At 64.5% G+C, this 23,319-nt stretch carries 14 protein-coding genes; 10 read left to right on the top strand and 4 right to left on the bottom strand.

Annotated features, from left to right (window positions below):
- The 10 genes from ACI2KG_RS19980 to ACI2KG_RS19935 all read left to right on the top strand — a co-directional run.
- A partial coding sequence (locus tag ACI2KG_RS19980) for a transketolase-like TK C-terminal-containing protein (RefSeq protein ID WP_404662996.1) occupies positions 1 to 154 on the top strand: 154 nt, incomplete at its 5' end.
- A 368-nt stretch (positions 155 to 522) separates the two neighbouring features.
- A complete protein-coding gene (locus ACI2KG_RS19975) occupies positions 523 to 1,581 on the top strand; it encodes a phosphotransferase family protein (RefSeq protein ID WP_404662991.1) in 1,059 nt (352 codons plus the stop codon).
- 286 nt (positions 1,582 to 1,867) lie between these two features.
- Entirely contained in the window at positions 1,868 to 3,889 is a 2,022-nt protein-coding gene (locus tag ACI2KG_RS19970; protein WP_404662990.1) for a capsular polysaccharide biosynthesis protein, read from the top strand.
- Positions 3,829 to 5,148, top strand: coding sequence for a capsule biosynthesis protein (locus ACI2KG_RS19965; RefSeq protein ID WP_404662989.1), 1,320 nt, complete (start codon positions 3,829 to 3,831; stop codon positions 5,146 to 5,148). Before ACI2KG_RS19970 ends, ACI2KG_RS19965 begins: the two co-directional genes overlap by 61 nt.
- Complete coding sequence (locus ACI2KG_RS19960) at positions 5,145 to 5,921, top strand: SDR family oxidoreductase (RefSeq protein WP_201205996.1); 777 nt, start codon at positions 5,145 to 5,147, stop codon at positions 5,919 to 5,921. Before ACI2KG_RS19965 ends, ACI2KG_RS19960 begins: the two co-directional genes overlap by 4 nt.
- Positions 5,922 to 5,928: 7 nt before the next feature.
- Positions 5,929 to 7,701: a sulfatase-like hydrolase/transferase gene (locus ACI2KG_RS19955; RefSeq protein ID WP_404662995.1), complete on the top strand. Its 1,773-nt coding sequence runs from the start codon at positions 5,929 to 5,931 to the stop codon at positions 7,699 to 7,701.
- Positions 7,702 to 7,705: 4 nt separating this feature from the next.
- Positions 7,706 to 8,272, top strand: coding sequence for a GNAT family N-acetyltransferase (locus tag ACI2KG_RS19950; RefSeq protein WP_404662988.1), 567 nt, complete (start codon positions 7,706 to 7,708; stop codon positions 8,270 to 8,272).
- Entirely contained in the window at positions 8,272 to 10,413 is a 2,142-nt protein-coding gene (locus tag ACI2KG_RS19945) for a capsular polysaccharide biosynthesis protein (protein ID WP_404662987.1), read from the top strand. The genes ACI2KG_RS19950 and ACI2KG_RS19945 overlap by 1 nt, the downstream gene beginning before the upstream one ends.
- A gap of 3 nt (positions 10,414 to 10,416) precedes the next feature.
- Positions 10,417 to 11,460 carry a phytanoyl-CoA dioxygenase family protein gene (locus ACI2KG_RS19940; protein ID WP_404662986.1) on the top strand — a complete coding sequence of 348 codons (1,044 nt, stop codon included), beginning with the start codon at positions 10,417 to 10,419 and terminating at the stop codon, positions 11,458 to 11,460.
- A gap of 654 nt (positions 11,461 to 12,114) precedes the next feature.
- Positions 12,115 to 12,570, top strand: coding sequence for an REP-associated tyrosine transposase (locus tag ACI2KG_RS19935; protein ID WP_400622408.1), 456 nt, complete (start codon positions 12,115 to 12,117; stop codon positions 12,568 to 12,570).
- Between the two features lie 490 nt (positions 12,571 to 13,060).
- Here the strand turns inward: ACI2KG_RS19935 and ACI2KG_RS19930 are convergent, their stop codons facing one another.
- The 4 genes from ACI2KG_RS19930 to ACI2KG_RS19915 all read right to left on the bottom strand — a co-directional run bounded on the left by ACI2KG_RS19930 (position 13,061) and on the right by ACI2KG_RS19915 (position 23,294).
- A complete protein-coding gene (locus ACI2KG_RS19930; protein ID WP_404662985.1) occupies positions 13,061 to 14,413 on the bottom strand; it encodes an aminotransferase class I/II-fold pyridoxal phosphate-dependent enzyme in 1,353 nt (450 codons plus the stop codon).
- Between the two features lie 9 nt (positions 14,414 to 14,422).
- Positions 14,423 to 21,922, bottom strand: a complete 7,500-nt coding sequence (locus ACI2KG_RS19925; protein ID WP_404662984.1) for an SDR family NAD(P)-dependent oxidoreductase — start codon at positions 21,920 to 21,922, stop codon at positions 14,423 to 14,425.
- 269 nt (positions 21,923 to 22,191) lie between these two features.
- On the bottom strand, positions 22,192 to 22,629 hold the full coding sequence (locus ACI2KG_RS19920) for a MaoC family dehydratase (protein ID WP_404662983.1): 438 nt from the start codon (positions 22,627 to 22,629) through the stop codon (positions 22,192 to 22,194).
- The gene (locus ACI2KG_RS19915) at positions 22,629 to 23,294 is read right to left on the bottom strand and encodes an acetyltransferase (protein WP_404662982.1); all 666 of its coding nucleotides are present in this window, start codon (positions 23,292 to 23,294) and stop codon (positions 22,629 to 22,631) included. The genes ACI2KG_RS19920 and ACI2KG_RS19915 overlap by 1 nt, the downstream gene beginning before the upstream one ends.
- Positions 23,295 to 23,319: the final 25 nt, after the last annotated feature.

Below are 23,319 nucleotides of genomic sequence, written 5' to 3'. Positions count from 1 at the left end.
CGCCGACTTCTGGTACAAGTACGTCGGCCTGGAAGGTCGTATCATCGGCATGACCACCTACGGTGAGTCGGCGCCGGCTTCGGCACTGTTCGAAGCATTCGGTTTCACCCTGGAGAACATCCTGGGTACTGCCGAAGAGCTGCTGGAAGACTGATACAGGCGTAAGGCGAGGGCTTCGCCCTCGTTTCGCGACACAAGGCCGCTCCTACAGGGTACTGCGCACGCCGTCCCCTGTGGGGCGGCCTTGTGCCGAGCTAGGGCCGCATGGGTCGGCAAAAATCTTTGTTGCCGTATGTTGCTACCCTACCGTTTGGGGTAACAACCCAAAGAAATCGGAGCCCTTGAAAACAGTCTTCCCAGAGGCGCAACGCCTTGGGTTCGCTAGCTTCCAGCACCATACCGCCCGGCCCTCTTGTCCTTCTAAATCAATGTCTTGATGTAACTTTTCATTGTGCCCGACACTCTCATACAGCAGCATACCCTTCCTTCATAGCTTTAAGCCGGACGCATGGCATTGCCAACATGGATGTAACTACCCCCCCTACTCGCCCGCATCTGAGCAGCAAAACGCTCTATCGCTGGCACCGGGGCTCACTCGAAGAGCACCTGCGAGCGCTAAGGCCCGAATGGGCCAACAAACCGCTGGAAATCACCACAGAGATGCTGGGCGGCAACGCCTCCTTTGTGAATTACGTACGGCATCATCACCTGGTTGATCCAAGCACCGGCCAGCCAGTCGAGGTTGTAGAAAAGTCGATTCGCAAGCTGGCACTTATCGGAAGCCAGGAGGCCCGATTCCATCGCACAGAGGGGATGCTGGCTGGAAGCAAGCACTTCCATTACCCCTCCTGCCTAGGCGTCATCGAGACGCCATCTGAGAGCTTGATCTTTACTGAGTTCGTTCGCGGTAAACCGCCACGGATGCACAAAATTGGCAAGCAATTGGCGCTAGGTGTCGCCGAGCTGGAGGCGCTCAGCCACGATTACTTGCAAGCCCAGCCGCTTGGCAAAGCACCCTTGCTGTGGAGCATGGATTTCTTCAGGCCTTGGTTCCTCTTGCGCCCACGCTTCAACTTTGCCCGTTGTCTACCTGAACTCATAAAGCTTGGGCTTGATGACCAGCGCTTTACTGGCCTGGCAGAGCGATTTAAAGCGTTTGTACCCCTGACACAGAAAATGGCAGCCGAGGCCCGTCGAAGCCCCCACTGCATCAGCCACATGGACTACCTACAAAAGAACCTGTTCGTCGACAAAGGCCAATTGCATCTGATCGACTGGAGCGAGGTTAAGGTTGGGCGGATAGGCTTTGACGGCGGCGCCTACCTGGGCAGCCTGTTCCGACGCAAGGACATGAAGGTATTCCTGGCGGCGCAGGCCGAGTTCATCGAAACGTACCGAGCGGCCCTGCCAGAGCGCTTTGATGTAGAGCAGGCGCTAGGGAACTTGCGCTACGTATTCCTACTCACAGCCCTGTTCCACTGCCTGCGCCCGGAGACGGTCGCCGAGTACAAGGAACGTGATCGGATGGCGTTGTTGCTGGAAAAATACAACTATTTGCTGGGGTTGCTGGATCAGGGGTAGATCGGCGTTTTTGCAGGGTGGCAAAAAGCTTCGCGGGCAAGCCCGCGCCTACACTGAGCGGCGCATAACGCCCGCATATTGGGAAGCTTGTGGGCATCGTGTGGCATTTTGATGCCATAGATCATCAATTGCTCAGATCGTCTAATTTCTTTTCGCGATTTTTGCCCAGTGGCGCGCCTACAAATGTGAAATTGTATTAAGATTCGCCACCCCTTTTGATTTCAACGGACCCGCAGGGCTACAAGCCCCTGCCGCCCCTTTGCTGAATGGATACCGCTCCACGTTTATGGACGACGCTTCGCCCCGCCCTCGCCTGCTGGTCCTGTCAAAAGGCGCCCAGCGCATCAGTACGTTGCCTTCATTGCTGCCCGAATTCGCGCTGCAAAACGGTGCTGTGCGCGATGTCGAGCTGGCTGATTGGGTAATGGCCTGGGGCCGCAAGCCAAGCGCCATCAAGGCCATGGCCGAGGCGCGCAAGGCTGGCAAGCCCGTCCTCACGCTGGAAGACGGCTTCCTCCGCTCCGTAGGCCTGGGCGCCGATGAGCCGCCGCTGTCGCTGATCGTCGATGACGTGGGGGTGTACTACGACGCTACCCAGCCATCACGCCTCGAACAGCTGATCGCCACACCCCTCGACGCCGAACAAACCGAACGTGCCCTGGCGCTGCGTAGCTTGTGGCAGCAACAACGGGTGTCCAAGTACAACGACGCACGTATCGAGCTGCCAGCGCTGCCGGCGGACTGCGTGCTGGTGGCCGACCAGACCTGTGGCGATGCCTCGCTGCAAGGCGCAGGCGCCGCTGAGTTCCGCGCCATGCTGGATGCGGCGTTGGCGCGCTACCCGCACAGCACTGTCGTGCTCAAGGTGCACCCTGACGTGGTGGCCGGGCGCAAGGCCGGGCACTTCGACCTGGCGGCGCTGGCCAGCAACCCACGTGTGCAGGTGCTGGCACGCAATGTTCATCCGGCCGACTTGTTGCCACGCATGCGTGCGGTATTTGTCATGACGTCGCAACTGGGCTTCGATGCTCTGCTGTGGGGCGTGCCGGTGCACACCTGGGGCATGCCATTCTATGCCGGCTGGGGGCTGACCGATGACCGCCTGCCAGCGCCTTCGCGGCGCAAGCCGGTGCCGTTGGCGCAGCTGGTGCACGCCAGCCTGGTGGCTTACCCGCGCTATGTTTGCCCGGAACGGGGCCAACCGTGCACGCCAGAGGTGCTGATCAACTGGCTGGGCTTGCAACGGCGGCACCGCAGCGTGTTGCCGAGCGCGGTGCAAATGCTGGGTTTCAGCCGCTGGAAAGAGCCACTGGCCAACCTGTTTTTCAACGGCGCAGCCATTCGCTTCGTCAAACCCGAGCAGCCGCTGGCGCACGATGTACCGGTGGTGTCCTGGGGTTGCAAGCACGACACCGACCTCAGTGCCCACCCACTGCCGGTCAACCGGGTAGAAGACGGTTTTCTGCGCTCGGTCGGCCTGGGTGCTGGCAAGGCCCGGCCGTTGTCGTGGGTGGTCGATGACCTGGGCATCTACTACGACGCCACCCGGCCTTCGCGCCTGGAACGCATCCTCGCCGACGAGCCATTCAGCCCGCAGCTGCTGGACCGCGCCCAAGCGTTGCGCCTGGCCATCTGCGCGGCGGGGCTTACCAAGTACAACTTGCCTGGCGCCAGCTGGCAGCGCCCGGCGCATGCGCAGCGCGTGATTCTGGTGCCTGGCCAGGTGGAGGGCGATGCGTCCATCCGCTTTGGCGGCAACCGTATCCGCAGCAACCTGCAACTGCTGCGCGCCGTGCGTGAGCAAAACCCGGATGCGTGGGTGCTGTACAAACCCCACCCAGAGGTATTGGCCGGCACCCGCGCGCGGGGCGACGACGAAGCGCAAACCGTGCACTGGTGCGATGAAGTGATCGGCGATACGCCACTGCAGCAGTTGCTGGAGGTGGTCGACGAATTGCATGTGCTGACCTCGCAATCGGGCTTCGAGGCCCTGTTGCGCGGTGTACCGGTGACCACCTATGGCCAGCCGTTCTATGCCGGCTGGGGGCTGACCCGCGACCTGGACCTGCAAGCGCCAGTGCAGGCGCGGCGCAGCCGACCGCTGACGCTGGACCAGTTGGTGGCGGGCACGCTGCTGCTCTACCCCACTTACGTAAGCCTGGTGACCAACCGCTTTACCACTGCCGAACAAACCTTATACGAACTACAAAACTGGCACGCCTTACCGCAGCCTGGAGCCCCCTCCCGATGGCAGGACTTGAAACGACGCTTGAGCAGTTTGTTGGGCATGAAGCGCCCGACCAACTGAATGCAAGGGCGACGCGTGGTCCGCTGCTGCGTATCCCGTCCCACAATTTTCTGTTTCTACAGGGGGTCAGTTCGCCCTTCTTCAGCCGCCTGGCCAAGGGGCTGCGTGATATCGGCCAGCGAGTGCACAGCGTGCGCTTCAATGTCGGTGACGCCCTGTATGGCCCCGGTGGCGCACGGCTGACCTGCCCGCATCGCCCGGAAGACTTGCAGGCCTGGTATGCCCACGTGTTCCGCCAACTGGACATCACCGACCTGGTGCTGTTTGGCGACTGCCGCCCGGTGCACCGCCCGGCCGTGACCCTGGCGCGGCTGTCGGGTATTCGCGTGCATGTGTTCGAGGAAGGCTACTTCAGGCCCTATTGGGTAACGCTGGAGCGCGACGGGGTGAACAACAACTCGCGCCTGCCACGCGACCCGCAGTGGTACCGCGAGGTGGGCAAGCACATTCCGCGCTACCAGAATGGCAACCCGTTCAAGCTGTCGTTTGCCGCGCGTGCCACGCACGATGTGCTGTACCACGCTGGCGGTGCGCTGAACCGGCTGTGCTTTCCGCGCTACCGCACCCATGCGCCGTTCAATGCGGCCGTGGAGTACGCCGGCTTCATTCGCCAGGGCATGCGCCTGCTGCGTGCCCGTGTGCACGATGATGCATTGGTGGCAGAAGTGGCCCGTGAGCGGCATCCCACGTTCCTGCTGCCTTTGCAATTGGACAGCGATGCGCAAATTCGTGATCACTCGCCGTTCCAGAACATGACCCAAGTGATCGAGCACGTGATCGACTCGTTCTCGCTCAACGCGCCGTTCGATGCTCGTCTGCTGGTGAAAAATCACCCGCTGACGCCTGGGCTGATCAACTACCGCAAGGTCACCGAGCAATTGGCCCGCAAGTATGATGTGGCCGAGCGTGTCGACTTCATGGAAAGCGGGCATATGCCCACGCTGCTTTCGCACATCACCGGTATGATCACCGTCAACAGTACTGCAGGGGCCTCAGCGATCCTGCACCACCGCCCGACCTGCACGTTGGCCGAGCCGATCTATGCCATGCCGGGGCTTACCCATCAGGGCGGGCTGGACGACTTCTGGCAGCAGCCCGAGGCGCCCGACAACACCTTGTTCCAGCGCTTCCGCAACACAGTCATCCACACCACCCAGGTCAACGGCGGCTTCTACACCGCCTGCGGCATGGACATGGCCGTGGCCAACTGCCTGGAAGTGCTGATGGCAAAAACTTCAAGAATCGAAAAATACCTATGAGTTCGCACGCCTCTCCCCGCTGCATCCTCATCACCGGCGCCACGGGCGGTATCGGCGGCGCGCTGGCGCCGGCCTATGCGGCCCCGGGCGTGACGTTGATTCTGCAAGGCCGGCGCCATGAGCGCCTGGCGGAAATGGCCGAGCAATGTCGCGCCCTGGGCGCCCAGGTGCTGCTCGAAGCCCTCGACGTGCGCGACCTGGACGCGCTGCGGGCGATGGTGCGGCGGGTAAGCGAGCAGCATCAGCCCGACCTGGTACTGGTCGGCGCCGGGCTTAACACCGCCGTGGGCGCCAATGGCGAACCGGAAGCCTGGGACGACAGCCGCGCGCTGATGGAAGTGAACGTGATGGCCGCGCTGGCCACCGTCGAGGCCGCCCTGCCGGCCATGCGCAGCCGTGGCAACGGGCAAATCGCCCTGTTCAGCTCGCTGGCGGGCTGGCGTGGCTTGCCGGTTACCCCCACCTACAGCGCCAGCAAGGCTGCCATCCGTGTGTATGGCGAGGCCATTCGCGACTGGCTGGCGCCGGAAGGGGTGAAGGTGAATGTGATTGTGCCGGGGTATGTGGAGTCGAAGATGTGCTTCGAAATGCCCGGGCCAAAACCGTTTCTGTGGACCGCCGAAAAAGCGGCCCGGCGCATCAAGCGCGGGCTGGCGGCGAACCAGGCGCGTATCAGTTTTCCGTTCCCGCTCAACCTGGGCACCTGGCTGCTGGGGCTTATCCCGCAGTGGCTTTCTTCGATGATCCTGCGTGGGCTGAAGTACAGTGATTGAAATTTCCTTGTTGCCGGTTGCTGTGATCGGCCTTGGCCTGACCGTGGCGGTCGAGCGCCTGCTGCACCCCCGCCCTGCCCTGCGCCGCCCGGCCGATTGCTGGATGCTGCATGCGGGGCTGTGGTGCGTCGGTTTTGGGCTGCTGTATGCGCTGACGGCGCGGCCGTTGTTCAGTGGGGTCAACCTGCTGTTGCTGTGGCTGCTGATCGTGCTGGTGAGCAATTCGAAGTATCACTCGCTGCGCGAACCGTTTGTGTGTGCAGACTTTGAATATTTCAGCGATGCAGTGAAGTTTCCGCGCTTGTACCTGCCGTTTTTCGGTTTCGGCAAGGCGGCGTTGCTGGCGGTGGGCTTTCTGGTTTACCTGTGGGCGGGGCTGAGCTTTGAGGTGCCGGGGGCGCGGCTTGAAGCGCTGTTGCCGCTGGTGCTGGGGCTGGGCTTGTTGCGCTTGGGGCAGCGGCCGGTGCAGCCGAGCTTTGATGCCGAGCGCGATGTGCGGGTTTGGGGGTTGGCGGCCAGTTTGTGGCGGTACTTCTGGGCGGCGCGGGCGCCGGTGGATCGGGCGGGGTTGGGGTCACCGTTTGGTGATATGCCTGGGGCGGCCTCTTCGCGGGGCAAGCCCGCTCCCACAGGGGGTGAGCCTGCACTGGCATCTTCGCGGGTGAAGCCCGCTCCCACAGAGGGTGAGCCTGCACTGGCCTCTTCGCGGGGCAAGCCCGCTCCCACAGGGGGTGAGCCTGCACTGGCCTCTTCGCGGGTGAAGACCGCTCCCACAGAAGCGGCGGTAGCTTTGAGAGATGAGCAGGTAAACCTGTGGGAGCGGGCTTGCCCCGCGAATGCGTCGGCACAGCAAAAACTGCCCCAGGCTGGGGCGCTGCCGGACCTGGTCTCGGTACAGAGCGAGTCGTTCTTCGATGTGCGCGAGCTGTGGCCGGGTGTGCGCCCGCAAGTACTCGACCAGTACGACCTGCTGGCCAGCCAGGCGCTGGCGCGTGGCAAGCTGCAGGTCGCGGCCTGGGGCGCCAATACGGTGCGCACCGAGTTTGCCTACTTTACCGGCATCCCTACCGGCCGGCTGGGCGTGCACCGCTTCAACCCGTACCGGGTACTGGCTCGCCAGGGCCTGCCCAGCATCGCCTCGAAGCTGAAGGCGCAGGGCTACCGGACCATTTGCATCCACCCGTACGACGGGGGGTTCTACGGCCGTAACAAGGTGCTGCCGGCCCTGGGCTTCGATGAGTTCATCGATGTGCGGGCGTTCAACGCTTCGCAAAAGGCCGGGCCGTTCATTGGCGATTGCGCCGTGGCAGCAAAAATCCGCGAGCTGCTGCAGGCGCCGGGGCGCACCCAGCCGTTGTTCATCCATGCGATAACCATGGAAAACCACGGCCCGCTGCACCTGGAAAGCGTGGCCGCGCACGAGCTGCCCGCCTGGTTCGACCGCCCGTTACAACCGGGCATGCAGGACCTGGGGCCTTACGTGCGCCATATCTGCAATGCCGACCGCATGCTGGGCATGCTGCGTGAAACGCTCATGGCTCACCCCAACGACGCGCTGCTGTGCTTCTTTGGCGACCATGTGCCGATCCTGCCCGAGGTGTACCAGGCGGTCGGCGCGCCGGCCGGTGACACCAACTACCTGATCTGGTCCAACCGCCACCAGCCGGGCTGCCGTGCCAGTGCACTGGCGGTGCAGCAGTTGTCCAGCACCTTGCTGGCCCATGCCCAGGCGCCTGTGGCAGGCCGGCATGCGCCCGCTGCCACCGCCGGGGTAGCCTGACAACGTGCTGCGTATCGTGCTGGGATCGGACCTGGCGCCGGAGCGCGCCGCAGACCCCGCCCTGGCCCGCTTGCTGGCCGAAGGGCGTGGGTCGTTGGCGTTTCTGATTGGCAATACGGCCTGCCGCTATCGCCTGCTGGGCACGGCTATTAACTGGGACCGTGTGCTGCTGGCCTTCGAGGGCGAGCAGGCATTGGGCTTTGCGGCGTTCAAGCATGGCCGGCGTGGGCCGTTTGCCCTGCACTGGCGGCCGTTCATTCGTGAGTTTGGCGTGCTGGCTGGCTGGGTGCGGTTTACCGGGTTCTGCCTGAGCGAGCTGCGCGAATGGCGCTACCCGTTCTTGTTGTACGGGCTGCGGGTCAGCAAGGCTGCCCGCCAGCAAGGCGTGGGGTCGGCGCTGGTGCAGGCGTGCTGCGCGCATGCAGCCGCGCTGGGCTTTAGCCAGGTTGAGCTGGAAGTGCCGCTGAACAACCCGCGCGCGCAACGCCTGTACCTGCACACCGGCTTTGCCCTGCGCCGCAAGCGCTGGGTGCCGTTCCCGCCGGTGCGCAACATGTGGCGGGCGGTGTAATGCTGCGGGAGCGGGCTTGCCCCGCGAGCACCGGCCAGTTCACACCCCCAGAGGCCTTGGTAGACGGTACCGGCTGGGTCGGCATCATGTCGCAATGGGTGGCATGGAAGGTTCTGCACCTGCCGCAGTTTCTCGGCCCCGAAGGCCCGCCCTTCTGGCTGTGGCGCCGTGGCCGCAAGGCGCCCAAGGGGCTCAAGGCCATTGCCGGTATCGGCTACAAGCAGTCGTCGGCCCATGCGCGGGTGCTCTGCCAACGCTGGGGGCTGCCGTACATTGCGCTGGAAGACGGTTTCTTGCGTTCTTCCTCGCTGGGCATCGAGGGCGATACGCCGATGTCGATGGTGATCGACCCGGTGGGCATCCACTACCTGGCCGACCGGCCTTCGCTGTTGGAAAACATTCTGCAGCAGCCCGAGGCGCTTAGCCCTTACGAACTGGACTGCGCCCGCGAACTGATTGCCTTGATGCGCAGCAGCGGCATCGGCAAGTACAACAATGCCCAGGACCTGCCCGCCGACGACCTGCTGGGCCGCGACCGGCCGCTGGTGTTGGTGGTGGACCAGACTGCCGGGGACTATTCGATCCCGGGCGGCGGGCTGTGTGAAGCCGACTATGTGCGCATGCTGGATGAGGCCCTGGCCGAAAACCCGGGCGCCGACGTGCGCGTGCGCATTCACCCGGACTGCCTGGGCGGGCAAAAGCCCAGTTGCCTGCTGGATGCGGCGCGGGCCCGCGGGGTAACGTTGGAGGCACGGCCGGTGGCCTGGGCGTCACTGGCCCGGCGTGCCCGGCGGGTGTATGTGGGCACCAGCCAGGCCGGGCTGGAGGCGTTGATCCAGGGCGTGCCGGTCACCTGCTTCGGGCTGCCGTTCTACGCGGGCTGGGGGCTGACCGATGACCGCATGGCCATCCCGCGCCGGCAGGCCCGCCCAGACCTGGTACAGCTGGTGGCGGCGGCTTATGTGCGTTACTGCCGCTATGTCGACCCATTGACCGGGCAATTGACCGATGCCTTGACCGTTGCCCGCCAATTGGCCAGCAAAAAAGCCCGCGACGCGGCGTTTGCCGGGCCTACTACGGTGCTGGGCGTGAAGCGGCACAAGCAGCACAACATTCGGCGCTTTTTTGCCAGCCGCTGGGGGCAGTTGCGCTTCAGTATCGACAGCCCGCACCTGGTCAGCCAGGTAGCCGCCGAACAGGGTCGCCTGCTGGTGTGGGCGGCGCGCGAGCCGGCGGGCCTGGCTCAGCGTGCGCGCCAGGCGGGGGTGCCGCTGTGGCGGGTCGAGGACGGCTTTTTGCGCTCCACGGGGCTGGGCGCTACCAACAGCCCGGCGCTGTCGCTGGTGCTGGACCGGGGCGGCATTCATTACGATGCGCAGTCTGCCAGTGACCTGGAGCAGCTGTTGCAGCATGGCGACTACGATGCCGCCAGCCTGGCCGAAGCGGCGCGCCTGCGGGTGCAGATTGTGGCCAGCGGCACCAGCAAGTTCAATTTGCGCAGCCATGTGCGGCCCGACTTGCTGGGGCAGCCGGGCCAGGCGCGGGTGCTGGTAGTCGGCCAGGTCGAGGATGATGCCTCGGCACTGTGCAGCGGTGGCGGTGCCGGGTGTAACCTGCGCCTGCTGCAACAGGTGCGCGCGCGGTTGCCGGATGCCTGGATTTTGTACAAGCCGCACCCCGACGTGGAAGCCGGCAAGCGCCGCGGGCAGATCGCCCCGGCACAGTTGGTGGGGCTGGCCGACCAGGTGCTGGCGGGGGTGGACATCGCCGGCCTGTATGGCCAGGTCGATGCGCTGCATACGCTCAGTTCCACTGCCGGTTTCGAGGCGTTGTTGCGCGGGGTGCCGGTGGTGACCTATGGCACACCGTTCTATGCCGGCTGGGGCCTGACCGAAGACCACCAGCCATTGCCGCGCCGCACCCGGCGCCTGACCCTGGACCAGTTGGTAGCCGGCGCCTTGTTGCGCTATGCGCGCTATGCCGACGTCCAGCAAGACTTGCCCTGCGATGCCTGGCACGCCCTCGCCTGCCTCAGCGCGCCCCACCCGGCGCGGCTGGCGCATCGGCGAATGGCGCCGTTGCTCAACTATACCCGGACCATGCTCGGCTGCGGCCGACCACTGGCCCCATCAAAGGACTAGAACATGCCTGTTTCGATCAAGGACATCGGCCGTTACGCCGCACTCCCCTGGCATTGCATGCAGCTGGCGACCCACGCCAAGTCGTTCGAGAACAACCCGGTACTGGGCAGTGCCCGGCTCAATGCCCTGGGCCTGCATGTGCAGCGCCGGCAGCTGGCGATGGCCATGGCCGGTTACCGGCGCAATGCGCTGGCGTCGCGGCTGGATGCCGGCGAGCGCGAGCATTTTGAGCAGAACGGTTTTTTCATTCGTGAAAACGCCCTGCCTGCCGAGCAGTTTGCGGCCCTGCGTGCCGAGCTGGGTGCATTGCGCAGCACTGGCTGGGAAATGCGCCAGGGCCGTGCGGTTACCCGCCGGGTCAGCCTGGACCAGGACGTGCTGGCGCAAAACCCGGCCAGCGCCGCGTTTGTGGCAGACCGTGGGGTGCGCGACCTGATTGCCTATGCGTCGTCCAATACCGGTGGCATTACCTACCAGTTGCAGTCGATCGTAATTGACGCGGCCAATGCCGACCAGGACCCGCAGACCCGCCTGCATGCCGACACCTTCCACCCTACGGCGAAGGCGTGGTTGTTTCTGGACGATGTGGCGGATGACCAAGGGCCGTTCAGTTACGTGCCAGGCTCGCACCGCCTGACGCCGGAGCGTTTGGCCTGGGAGTATCGTCAAAGCCTGGGGGCGGCGCGTTCCAGCGAGCGGATGCACCGTGAAGGTTCGTTCCGCATCGACGAGCCCGAACTGGCCGCCCTCGGCTTGCCACCGCCACGCCGCTTTGCGGTGCCGGCCAACACCCTGGTGGTGGCGGACACCTCCGGTTTCCATGCCCGCTGCGCAAGCCACCAGGCCAGCCACCGCGTCGAGATTTATGCCAGCCTGCGGCGCAACCCGTTCATCCCATGGCGCGGCGCCCACCTGTTTGCGCTGCCGTGGATTGCCAACCACCACATGCGCTGGGATATCCGCCTGAAGCGGTTGATGGGGTTTGGCAAGAAGAGCCATTGGCGGTTTGTGGAAGAGTTGAATGCGTATGAGGCGCCGTATATCTGACCGGTTCGGTGTGAGGCTGTAAATGGCCTGGCTCTGGTTTTTTGGGCCTGAGGGGTATGGCTTGAGGTGTGCAGAGCTGCTGATATCGAGCGCCGCCCGCGCGGCGCTTCGCGGGGCAAGCCCGCTCCCACATCTGTTTCGGGCCAGTCACTCCTGTTACATTCGCGCGCGCACCCTTGGTGCATGGCAGGAGATAGGTTGAGGGCAACTAGCCCCCCGATACCATGGAACCAACAAGGCGGACAGAGGTGATCTCACAGGCATAATTGGCCCGAAACAGATGTGGGAGCGGCCTTGTGCCGCGAAGCGCCGCGCGGGCGGCGCTCGATATCAGCAACCACACACACCTTGAGCCATACCTATCCAGCCTCTCATAGAACAAACTCTAACTTATTGATTTGGTGAAACTTGTGGGAGCGGGCTTGTCCCGCGAACACCGGCAAAGCCGGTGCCAGACACCGCGTTGCCTGCTTCGCGGGACAAGCCCGCTCCCACAATGGCCATTGTTCTCTGCGAGACAGCGCAGCCCGGAAGGGCTGGGTGATCTCCTACAAAATCCAAGCCATACCCACCCAACATCCTGCAATACCTATCCCCGCCGCCCAATCGCAAGCCCGCCTATGTTTTCCTCACACATAGATTCGAGGAATTCACATGGAACGTGCGCAATCCCACCTCCTTCGGCGTGGCCGCATTTCTGAACCTGGCAGGGTTTACCTCTTGACCACCATCACTCACAAGCGAAAGCGGGTATTCACCAATCTGTTATTTGCCCGTGCGGTGATCCAGCAACTACGCCAGGCGGAACGCGATGGTGCATGTCGGTCATTAACCTGGGTGGTCATGCCAGACCATGTTCACTGGTTGCTCGAGTTGAAGGACACAACGCTTTGCAGCTTGATGCGCAGGTTCAAGTCACGCAGCAGCCATGCCCTGTATCAGAGGGGGTTCCGGCGCGAAAGGGTGTGGCAGGCGGGCTATCAGGATCGGGCGCTTCGCCGGGATGAAGACGTCATCCGGGTCGCAAGGTATGTGATCTGCAATCCGATTCGGGCGGGGCTGGTTAGCCGGGTGGGCGAATACCCGCATTGGGATGCCATTTGGGTTTGAGAGGTATGGGGTTCTGGCTGGTGACCGGCAGGGGTTTGGTTGGTGCTGGCAGGGAGTTTGGTTGGTGATTGGCTGGAGTTTGGCTAGTGCCTTCCAGTGCCTTTCAGGTGCCTGGCTTTAGCTCTTCAGGGTTGCTGAAATCGAGCGCCGCCCGCGCGGCGCTTCGCGGGGCAAGCCGCTCCCACATTTGTTTCGGGCCAATTACTCCTGTTACACAGGCTCGCGCACCCTTGGTGCATGGCAGGGGATAGGGGAGGACTACTGGCCTCCCCCGATACCAAATGGAACAAACAAGGCGGACAAAGGTGACTTCACAGGAATAACTGGCCCGAAACAAATGTGGGAGCGGGCTTGCCCCGCGAAGCGCCGCGCGGGCGGCGCTCGATTTCAGCAACCCCACAAAACTAGAGCCAGACCTTGCGAAAACCCTACAAAACTAAAGCCAAGCCTTACAGCAACCCCACAAAGCTGCAGCCAACCCCGACAACCCTCACCCCAACCGCGCCATCTCCTGCGCCACCACCGCCACGGTATGCCGAACCTGTTCTTCCGTATGCTCGCAAGACACAAAAAACCGCACCCGCGCCGAATGCTCCGGTACCGCCGGGTACAAGATCGGCTGGGCATTGATGCCGCGTTCAAACAGGGCCTGGGACAAGCGCCCGGCCTTGAACGAGCTGCCGATAATCACCGGAATGACCGCCAGGCCGGTACTGGTCGCGGTGTCCAACCCCGCTTCCTTGGCCAGCCGCAAAAACAGCTCGCCACGCGCCTGCACCTGCCCCACGCGTTCGTGGTCATCCGCCAGCAGCTTCAACGCCGCCAGCGCAGCCGCCGTAACCGCCGGTGGCATGCCTACGCTGTACAAAAAGCCCGGCGCCAGGAACTTCAGGTGCTCGATCAAGGCGGTGCTGCCGGCAATGTAACCGCCGCAACTGGCCAGGGTCTTGCTCAATGTCCCCATCCAGATATCAACGTCATCACCCGCCAGGCCAAAGTGCTCGCGAATGCCTTTGCCGGTCGCGCCCATCACCCCCAGCGAATGCGCTTCATCCACCATCAGGAAGACTTTGTGCTTGTGCTTGAGCTCGACGAACCGGGGCAGTTCGGGGTAGTCGCCATCCATGCTGTAGATGCCTTCCACCACCACCAGCACCCGCTCGAAGTGCTGGCGCTGCTCGCCCAGCAAGCGGTCTAGCGCGTGCCAGTCGTTATGGGCAAAACTCAGGCGGCGGGCACCGGACAGCTGAATGCCCTGCAACACGCTGTTGTGAATCAGCTCGTCATGCACCACCAGGTCGCGTGGGCCGAACAGGTAGCCGATGGTGGTGACATTGGTGGCGTGGCCGCTGACCATCACCACCGCATCGTCCACCTCGTACAGCCTGGCCAGTTCGCGCTCAAGCTCGCGGTGCAGCGGGCGGTCCCCCGAAACCGGGCGGCTGGCCGACACCGAGGTGCCGTAGCGGTCAATCGCAGCCTTGGCCGCTTCGGCCACGCGTGGGTGGCCGGAATAACCCAGGTAGTTGTAGCTGGCAAAGTTCAGGTACTGCTGCTCGCCAATCTGCGTCTGCGCACCGGCCGTGGCCTGGTGCAGGCGGAAGAACGGGTTGCTCAGGCCCAGGCGCATGCCGCTCTGCTGGATCACCCGCAGCTGCTGGTAGCCCGGGTGCTGATCAAAGCGATAGTGCGCCTCGGGTACCTTCAGGGCGGCCTGCTGCACCTGCTCCAGGGTCGCGCCCTGCTCGCCCTCGGCCGCTGCGTGGCGGCGTCGGGCGAGGGCTTGCTGGATCAGGCGTTGCTTGGCATCGCCACCAAGGCCGGTCGGGGTTCTGGCTGTCATCTGACGCTCTTAATCAATCAATCGGTTAGGTGCCGCGCTGCTGTCGGCCAAGGCTGCGTTCATCTGTGCCAACTCTTCGGCACTGTGTTCACTGCCATGGCGGGCAAGCACATTCTGCGCCAGTTGCTCTTCGCCGCTGCCCGCGTCACCGCGCAGCAGCTCCAGCAGGCGCACGGCCAGCTTGTCGATGCTGGAGCTGTCGCTCAGTTCCATCACCGGCAGGCGAATACCAAAACGTTCCTCCAGTGCCACCACCAGCTCCACGCTCATCAACGAATCGAGCCCCAGTTCCTGCAGCGGCCGCTGGGCATCCAGGCGGGCCGGCGGCAGGCGCAGAATCTCGCATACCTCATGCTTGAGCATCTCGGCGAAGCGTTCGAGCAGCTCGGCATCGTCAAGTTCCGCCAGCATGCGCTGGATGTCTTCGCTGCTGCCTTCGTCTTCCTGGTCACCGCCATAGGCGCGGGCCAGTTCAACAAAGCGTGGCGTGCCGGCACTCGGCAGGAAGCGCGCCAGCGCCTTGAAGTCCAGCTCCAGCACGCCATGGCCGTTGTCGCCGTCCAGCAGCATGGCCTCGAGCTGGGCCAGGGCCACGTCGGCGCGCAAGGCAGCGCCACCCATGCGGCTTTGCAGGGCGTCCTTGATTTGGCTGTTGCGCGCCAGGAAGCCGACATCGTCGATGGCACCCCACAGCACGGCAGTGGCTGCCTGGCCCTGGGCACGACGGTGCCGTGCAAGGGCTTCGAGCCAGTGGTTGGCCGCCACGTAGTTGGCCTGGCCGGGGTTGCCGAACAGGGTGGTGGCCGAGGAGAACATCACGAAGAAGTCCAGCGCCAGGCACTGCGTCAGCTCATGCAGGTACTGCGCGCCCTTGGCCTTGGGCTCCAGCACGCGGCGCAGCTGGTCTGCCTCAAGGTTGCGGATCAGGCTGTCGTCGATCACGGTGGCCGCATGCACCAGGCCACGCAGTGGCCATGGGCTGGCAGCGATGCGCTCGAACACGCCCTGCAGTTGCCCGCGGTCGGTGATGTCGCAGGCCACCGCCTGCACATCGATACCTTGCGCCTGCCACAGCGCCAGCTGCGGCTGGGCTTCGACGCTGGCCGGGCCGCGGCGGCCCAGCAGCACCAGGTGGCGGGCACCCTTGTCGATCAGCCATTGCGCCGTGCGCAAGCCAAAGCCACCCACGCCACCGGTGACCAGGTAGCTGGCATCGGCGGCCAGCTGCAAGGCCCGCGGCGGCTGCGCGCGGGTGTCGACGGTCTGCTGGATGGGGTTGGCATAGGTCACCACCACCTTGCCGATCTGCCGCGCCTGCTGCATGTAGCGGTAAGCTTCGACCACCTGGTTGGCGTCGAACTCGCGGAACGGCAGCGGGTGCAAAATGCCTTGGGCAAACAGCTCCATCATTTCGGCGAACAGCCGGCGGGTGAGCGTTGGGCGCTCGCTCATCAGCTGGTCGGCGTCGATACCGAAGTAGCTGATGTTGTTGCGGAACGGGCGCAAGCCGATGCGGGTGTTCTGGTAGAAGTCGCGCTTGCCCAGCTCCAGGAAGCGGCCAAACGGCTTGAGTACTTGGAAGTTGCGGTTGATGGCTTCACCGGCCAGCGAGTTCAGCACCACATCCACGCCACGCCCGCCAGTGGCGGCCAGCACCTGGTCGGCATAGGCCAGCGAGCGCGAGTCGTAGACGTTGTTTACGCCCAGCAGGCGCAGGAAGTCGCGCTTCTCGTCGCTGCCGGCCGTGGCATGGATCTCTGCCCCCAGCCACTTGGCAATCTGGATGGCGGCAATGCCCACGCCACCGGCAGCACCGTGAATCAGCACCTTCTCGCCCGGCTCCAGGCGCGCCAGGTGATGCAGCGCGTAGTACACGGTGAAGAAGGTACTCGGAATGGTCGCCGCCGCCTCGAACGACATCCCTTCAGGGATGCGCGCCACGGCGTTGGCGTTGGTCACCAGGCGGTTGGCGAAACTGCACGGGCCAAAGCCCACCACGCGGTCACCCGGGGCAAAATCGCCGAGCACATCGGCACCTTTGCCTTCGACCACACCGGCAAATTCAAAGCCCAGGGTGGGGCCGGAGAACCCGTTTTCGATGGCTTCGTCCGACAGCAGGCCAAGGGCGAACATCACATCGCGGAAGTTAAGGCCGGTGGCACGTACGGCGATATCCAGCTCGTCTGCCGCGGGCTGGCGCGGCTCGCGCACTTCCCAGCGCAGGTTGCGCAGCTGGCCAGGCAGGTCGAAGCCCAGGCATACCCACTGTGCTTCGCTGGCGCTGTGGCGCGGCTGGTCAGCCAGCACCCGCAGGCGCGGCACATAGCGACGGCCTTCGGCATCCAGGGCCAGCTCGGTTTCGTTGTCGGCATGCAGCAACGCTGGCAACGCCAGTTCGATCGCTGCCGCATGGGCCAGGTCGAGCTGACGGATACGGCAGGTGGGCGATTCGTTGGCCAGGGTGCGGCCAAAGCCCCAAAACGCAGCGTCGGCGATGCCCGCCACGTCGGCGGCGCTGTCGGCGCTGTACAGGTGCTCGGCAGCGCCGCGGCTAACCAGCCAGCACTGCGGCGCAATCGCCAGCGACTCGCAGGCCTGCACCAGTGCAGCCGCCAGCATGCAGCGCTCGGCCTGGCCGTCCAGGCCGGCAGCGCTGTCGACGCCTGCCAGGTGCAGCACATGCTCCGGCGCCTGGGCCAGGGCGCCAAGCTGGGTGGCCAGCGCCTGGGCATCACCCGGCAGCAGCAGGTCGACTTGCTGGCCATGGGCGCGCAGCTGCTCGGCCAGGCTCAGCGCCGCTGCCTGCCCGGCTTCGGCAAGCACTGCCCAGCGCTGCACGGCCACGCTTGGCGCGGCTTCAGCCGCGGCAGGCTTGTCGGCCAGCAACAGGTAGCTGCCACAGGCGCTACCTGGCAACGCGTCCAACGTGCGCAGCGCCGTCAGGCCGTGGCGCTGCAGTTCGTGGCGCCAGAATGCCGGGGCCTGCTGACGCGACAACGCCTGCTGTGGGCCGGCCAACCACCACTCGGGCTGGGCACCAAAGACGAAATCGGCCCAGCGTGCCGGGTACTGGCCCAGCAGCGCCAGCTGGCCGTGCGGGTTAAGTTGGCCGCAGGCCAGGCGCAAGGCATCGCCCACCGCACCCAGTGCGCCCAGGTCGGTTGGCACCAGCACCCAGTCGAAGCTACCGGCTTCAGCCAGTTGCTCCAGGCCAAGCACCTCCAGCGCCGGGCAGTCGTCACGCAGGCGCTGCTCAAGCTCGGGCTCGGCCACGCAGTAGGCATAGTCGAGGCGGTCGAAATCCAGGCCGGCGTACAGCAGCTCGGCAAACGAGGCGCCGCCAAAGCCGATTTCCAGCACACGCAGGCGCTGGCCAGCAGGCAGTTGCGCCAGGCGCTCGGCCAAGGTCTGGCCGATGCCGGTCAGCAACTGCTGCTGCCCCGCCGCGCCCAGCACCAGGCGCGCCAGGCTGGCTGCGCTGGTTTCCCGTGGCTGCAGGGTGTCGAACAGCACGCTGCCATCGAGCAAGGCCGGCAGGTGGCGGCCGATACGGCCCACCGTGTGGATAATCTGGAAGTACTCGGGGTAGCTCTGGAACAGCTCTTGCCAGATGGCTTCCGACGCCGGGCGCTCGCCCTGGTCAGCCAGTTGCCAGCCGCCGTCGGCGCTGCGCAGCAAGCTGCCGTCCTGCTCGGCCTGGCGCAGCAGCGCCGCCAGGAAGTCGCCCTGGGCCTGCGACCACAGTGCCACCTGCTCGGCGCTCAGGCGGCCACCGGCCTGCTCCACGGCATCCAGCACAAAGCTGCTGCACAGCACGTCCAGCAGCGGTTCCACTTCGTTCAGGTAACGCACCTGCGCCGGCTCGTCGGCCAGGCGTTGCAGGGCTTCGGCCAGCGGCGTGTGGGCCACGGCATGGCGCTGCAGCGGCACCACCTTGCCCGGCGCCGCCAGGCCCACATGGCCCATGCGTTTGATATCGCCGCTGCGGTCGTACTGCAGGCGTACGGCACGCATGCGCGCGTCTTTGATCGCCAGCACGGCAGCGCCGCTGGCATCGAACAGGGTGAAGTCGACCAGCAGCGAATGCGCGGTGCGCTTGCGCTGGCGCACCTCGGCCAGCACCGGTACACCGCCGGCGTTAGTGAAGGCGATGCGGCCCAGCTTGACCGGGATAAAGGCCAGGCCGTCGTTACGGCCCGGGCGGCTGGCCAGCAGCTCGGTAATCAGCTGGAAGGCACCGTCCAGCAATGCCGGGTGCAGGTGCAGGCCAGCCAGTTCGTGTTCGATGGCAGCTGGCACAACCAACTGGGCCAGCACCTGCTCTGGCGTTACCCAGGCGGCGGCCACGGTCTGGTAGGCCGGGCCGTAGTTCAGGCCCACCGCGCGGGTCATCGCCAGGTGCTGCTCGCCGGTAAAGTCGGCCGGGCGTGCCGGCAGCGCCGGGGCGCGGGCGTCCAGCAGCACACCGCGGGCTTCGCCCGGCAGGCGGGCCACCACGTGCTGCACCCAGTCTTCGCGGTGCATCAGCGTGCGTGAGCTGATACGCAAGGTGCCGTCGGCCTCTTCGACCTGCACGCGTACTTTCTTGCTGTTATCGCTGCTGAGCAGTAACGGGTTGTGGATTTCCAGCTCTTCGATATCGACGAACTCGCCCGGCTGGTGCAGTTGCGCCACGGCCAGGGCCAGTTCGGCAAAGCCTGCCCCCGGGAACAGTACCGACTCACCGACCTTGTGGTCGGCCAGGGTCGGGTACTGCTGGGTGTCCAGGCGGTTTTCCCAGGTCAGTGCGCGGTCGGGTACCGGGTAGCCGAGCAGCGGGTGGACGCGCTGGTGGGTCAGTTGGCCATTGGCCTCGGCACTCACCGGCAAACTGAAGTGGTCATGCTGCCAGGCATAGTTGGGCAGGCGCAGCGGGCGCCCGGCCACCGGGAAACGTACCGGCCACTGCGGCTCGACCGCGGCAATCTGCAGGCGCGCGACGGTACGTTCCAGCAGCAGCGGGCTGTGGTCGTTGCGCTTGAGGGTGGCAACCACCTGCCCTGGCTGTTCGCATTCGGCCAGCACGTCGGTGACGTAGCTGCGCAGGATCGCGTGCGGGCCTACTTCGACGAACAGGTTCAGGCCGCTGCGCACCAGCGCCGCCAGCGCCCCCTGGAACAGCACCGGGAAGCGAATGTTCTGCCACCAGTACTGGCTGTCCAGGCGCTCGCCGTCCAGTTGGCCACCGACCACGGTGGAGTAGAACGGAATGTGCGTGGCACGCGGGCGAATGTGTGCGAGGTCGGCGATGACCGCCTGCTCGATGGGGTTCATGGCCGGCGAATGGAAGGCGTAGTCCAGGTCCAGGCGGCGGGCGAACACCTGGCGCTCGCCCAGGGCCTCTTCCAGCGCTGCCAGGGCGTCGACTTCACCGGCCACGGTGGCGCCGCGGGCACTGTTCTCGCCGGCCACCACCAGGCGGCCGTCCAGTTTCAGTTCGGCAATCAGTTGCGCCGTGGCCTCAGCCGACAGGCCGACCGCGGTCATCTGCCCGGTGCCACGGGTCAGGCCTTGCAGGCGGCTGCGGTGGTAGATGACCTGGGTGGCGTCTTCCAGGCTCAGCGCACCGCTGGCCCAGGCGGCGGCCACTTCACCCACACTGTGGCCGATCACCGCCACCGGCTGAATGCCTTCGGCAGCCAGTACCTTGGTCACCGCCACTTGCAGGGCAAACAGCGCCGGCTGGGCAATTTCGGTACGGGCATAGCGGCCTTCGCCGTTGTCACCCAGCAGTTCGGCGCGCAGCGAGTAGCCGGCCAACGGCTGGAACAGTGCGTCCACTTCATCCACAGCAGCGGCGAACAGCGGTTGGTCGAGCAGCGCCCGGCCCATGCCCTGCCATTGCGAACCGTTGCCGGAATAGACAAACACCGGGGCCGACGCGCCGTCCAGCGCCTGGCCGGCCTCCAGCAGCGCGCTCAGCTCGCTAAGGGTCGGGTCCTGGGCGTAGTCGTCCAGTGCCTGGGCGGCTTCGGCAGCATTGTCGCTGACCAGCAGCAGCCGGTGGCTGTGCGCATCGCGGCGGTACATGGCCCGGTAGGCGACATCGTAGTAGTCGGCCTGGGGATGCTCGGCCAGGAAGGCGGCAAAGCGCTCGGCGGTTGCGCGCAGGCCTTCTTCGCTCTTGGCGCTAAGCAGCAGCGGCACCCGCTGGGCAACCGTTGCGGGTGCAGCAGGTGCTTGCGGCTCGGGGCTTTGCAGGATGACGTGGGCGTTGGCCCCGCCAAAGCCGAACGAGTTCACACCCACGGTCAGCTGGCCTTCGGCCTTCAGCGGCAAGGGTTCGGTAACCACCTGCAGGTTGAGGTCGGCAAAGGCGATGTTCGGGTTCAGCGCCTGTACGCCAATGGTGGCGGGCACGGTGCGCTCGGTCAGGCAGTTCAGCGCCTTCATCAGGCCCGCCGCACCCGAGGCTGCTTCCAGGTGGCCGAGGTTGCTCTTCACCGAGCCGATCGGCAGCGGGTTGCCGGCGCCACGCCCCTGGCCCAGTGCCTCGCCGATGGCGCGGGTTTCGATCGGGTCACCCACCGCGGTACCGGTGCCATGGGCTTCCAGGTAGTCCAGTTGCTCGGGAGCGATGCCGGCCTGGGCGTAGGCGCGCTTGAGCAACGCGGCCTGGGCCTCGGCATTGGGCAAGGTCAGGCTGGACTTGCGCCCGTCGGTGTTCACTGCACTGGCCGCCACCACCGCCAGAATGGTGTTGCCATCGGCCACGGCCTGGTCGTAGTCCTTGAGCAGGAACAGCCCGCCGCCTTCGGACCGGGCGTAACCGTCACCGTGTTCGTCGAACGACTGGCAGCGGCCGGTGCGCGACAGCATGGTCGCCTTGGCGAAGATCATGAAACCGAACGGGTGCATGTGCAGGCTGATGCCGCCGGTCACGGCCTGGTCGACATCACCGCTGAGGATGGCCTGGCAGGCCTGGTGGAAGGCCACCAGCGACGACGAGCACGCGGTATCGATGGCCATGCTCGGCCCGCGCAGGTCGTAGAAGAACGACAGGCGGTTGGCCGCGATGCTCATGGTGTTGCCGGTGGCCGTGGCGCCATCGATGGACGACAAGTCTTCGAGCAGGCGGTACGACTGCTCGACACCGGCAATGCCCAGGTACACGCCGCAGTTGCTGCCGCGCAGGCTGGACGGTTTGACCCCGGCGTTTTCGAAGGTTTCCCAGCACATTTCCAGCAGCATGCGCTGCTGCGGGTCCATCATGGCAGCTTCACGCGGCGAGATGCTGAAGAAGCCTGCGTCGAACGCGCTGATATCGCCCAGGGTGCCTGAGGCGAAGGTATAGCTGGTTGCAGGGCTGGCCTTGTCCGGGTGCAGGAACTCGCGCTTGTCCCAACGCGACGGGTCGACCTGGGTCACCAGGTCGCGACCTTCCATCAGGTTTTGCCAGAAGCCGGCATTGGAAGAGCCAGGAAAACGGTACGCACTGCCAACGATTGCAACCTTTCTACGCTTGATCAAAACCTATTCCTTCAAATCTCATCGGGCACCGTCCCATCCGCTGGACAGCCGGCATGCCTGGCCTGGCCATGAAGCTGGCCGGTCGTTGTACGTCACTGATGATTGTCTGGTTACCTGAAGCAGCATGCACGCGGCGGGCGCAAGACTTTTGGTCTGAGGCTGGCGTGGGATTGTTCAGATCTGTGGGGGCGGATGATACGCGGGTTGTGGGGGTGGGAAAACCCTGGGGTGTGGCGACCCAGGGTGGCAGTAGGCCAGCCTGATACCGTTCAGGGCTTGGTTGGCGGGATGTAGATTTCGGCGGCGCCTGCAATCACCACCTTGCCCTTGACCTTGCAAAGGGTATCGAAGGTAACCCTGTTGGACTTGAGATCGACCCCCGTCACCGTCACGGTCGCCACCACGGTATCGTCAATGTAGACCGGGCGCTTGAAGTTCAGGGTCTGGGACACGTACACACAGCCTGGACCCGGCAGCCGGGTGCCGAACAATGCAGAAAAGAAGCCGGCAGACATCAAGCCGTGGGCAATCCGCCTGCCAAAGCGCGATGCTTCGGCGTACTCGGCATTCACATGAACCGGGTTATGGTCGCCACTCAATCCGGCAAACGCCTTGATATCTGCGTCCGTGATGGTCTGCGAATAGCTGACCGTCATGCCAATGCTGATCTGATCGATGGGAATGACGCCAAGCGCAATATCGGTCATCAGCCACCCAGCCCTTTTCGTGCAAGCGGCTTTGCCGGGTTACCCACCACCACGGCGCCAGCGGCGACATCCTTGGTGACTACGGCGCCCATGCCAATTACCGCACCCTGGCCAATGCGCAATGGTTTGCCCGCGCGCCCTTGCTTGATCACCGCGCCGGTGCCGATGTAGACATGGTCTTCGATCACTACATTGCCGTTGCACTTTACGGCGGGCGCGAAGGTCACGTAGTCGCCAATCACACAGTCATGTGCGACATAAGAATAAATGTTGGCATGGAAATACTTGCCAATCGTTGCATTCGAAGTGATGGTGGTGAAAGGACACAGTACTGCGCCCTCGGCAACTTCATTGCCATCCAGCATGACCACATTCCCGGCCTTGACCATAAACGGTTCAGCCCCCAGCGCCAGCATCTTTTCAACGACACGTTCGCGCACTTTGCTGTCGGCAATGGCAACATTGAAATATTTTTTTTCCGCCGCCCGCTGAGCGAACCCTTCGCTGCTCACGACTTCATAGCCATTGATGGATTCAGGAACTTCGCCATCATCGACAAATATCACTTGAACGTCGGCCTTCCCCGCACTATTCAGCGCTTCCCTGACCAGAGGAATGACTTCGCGTCCGTATCCACCTGCCCCTACTATTGCGTAGATAATCAAATTGCACTCCCCTGTATGATCATGG

This window comes from Pseudomonas sp. NPDC089407 (assembly GCF_044900445.1).
In the GTDB taxonomy this organism is placed as follows: domain Bacteria; phylum Pseudomonadota; class Gammaproteobacteria; order Pseudomonadales; family Pseudomonadaceae; genus Aquipseudomonas.
Note: the sequence above shows the minus strand (reverse complement) of the source record. Positions and strands in the feature narration are given on the sequence as shown.

Excerpts from the sequence above, each read along its gene's own strand:
- ACI2KG_RS19975 (WP_404662991.1), top strand. The coding sequence starts at position 523 with ATGGATGTAACTACCCCCCCTACTCGCCCGCATCTGAGCAGCAAAACG.
- ACI2KG_RS19970 (WP_404662990.1), top strand. The coding sequence starts at position 1,868 with ATGGACGACGCTTCGCCCCGCCCTCGCCTGCTGGTCCTGTCAAAAGGC.
- ACI2KG_RS19965 (WP_404662989.1), top strand. The coding sequence starts at position 3,829 with ATGGCAGGACTTGAAACGACGCTTGAGCAGTTTGTTGGGCATGAAGCG.
- ACI2KG_RS19960 (WP_201205996.1), top strand. The coding sequence starts at position 5,145 with ATGAGTTCGCACGCCTCTCCCCGCTGCATCCTCATCACCGGCGCCACG.
- ACI2KG_RS19945 (WP_404662987.1), top strand. The coding sequence starts at position 8,272 with ATGCTGCGGGAGCGGGCTTGCCCCGCGAGCACCGGCCAGTTCACACCC.
- ACI2KG_RS19940 (WP_404662986.1), top strand. The coding sequence starts at position 10,417 with ATGCCTGTTTCGATCAAGGACATCGGCCGTTACGCCGCACTCCCCTGG.
- ACI2KG_RS19935 (WP_400622408.1), top strand. The coding sequence starts at position 12,115 with ATGGAACGTGCGCAATCCCACCTCCTTCGGCGTGGCCGCATTTCTGAA.
- ACI2KG_RS19930 (WP_404662985.1), bottom strand. The coding sequence starts at position 14,413 with ATGACAGCCAGAACCCCGACCGGCCTTGGTGGCGATGCCAAGCAACGC.
- ACI2KG_RS19920 (WP_404662983.1), bottom strand. The coding sequence starts at position 22,629 with ATGACCGATATTGCGCTTGGCGTCATTCCCATCGATCAGATCAGCATT.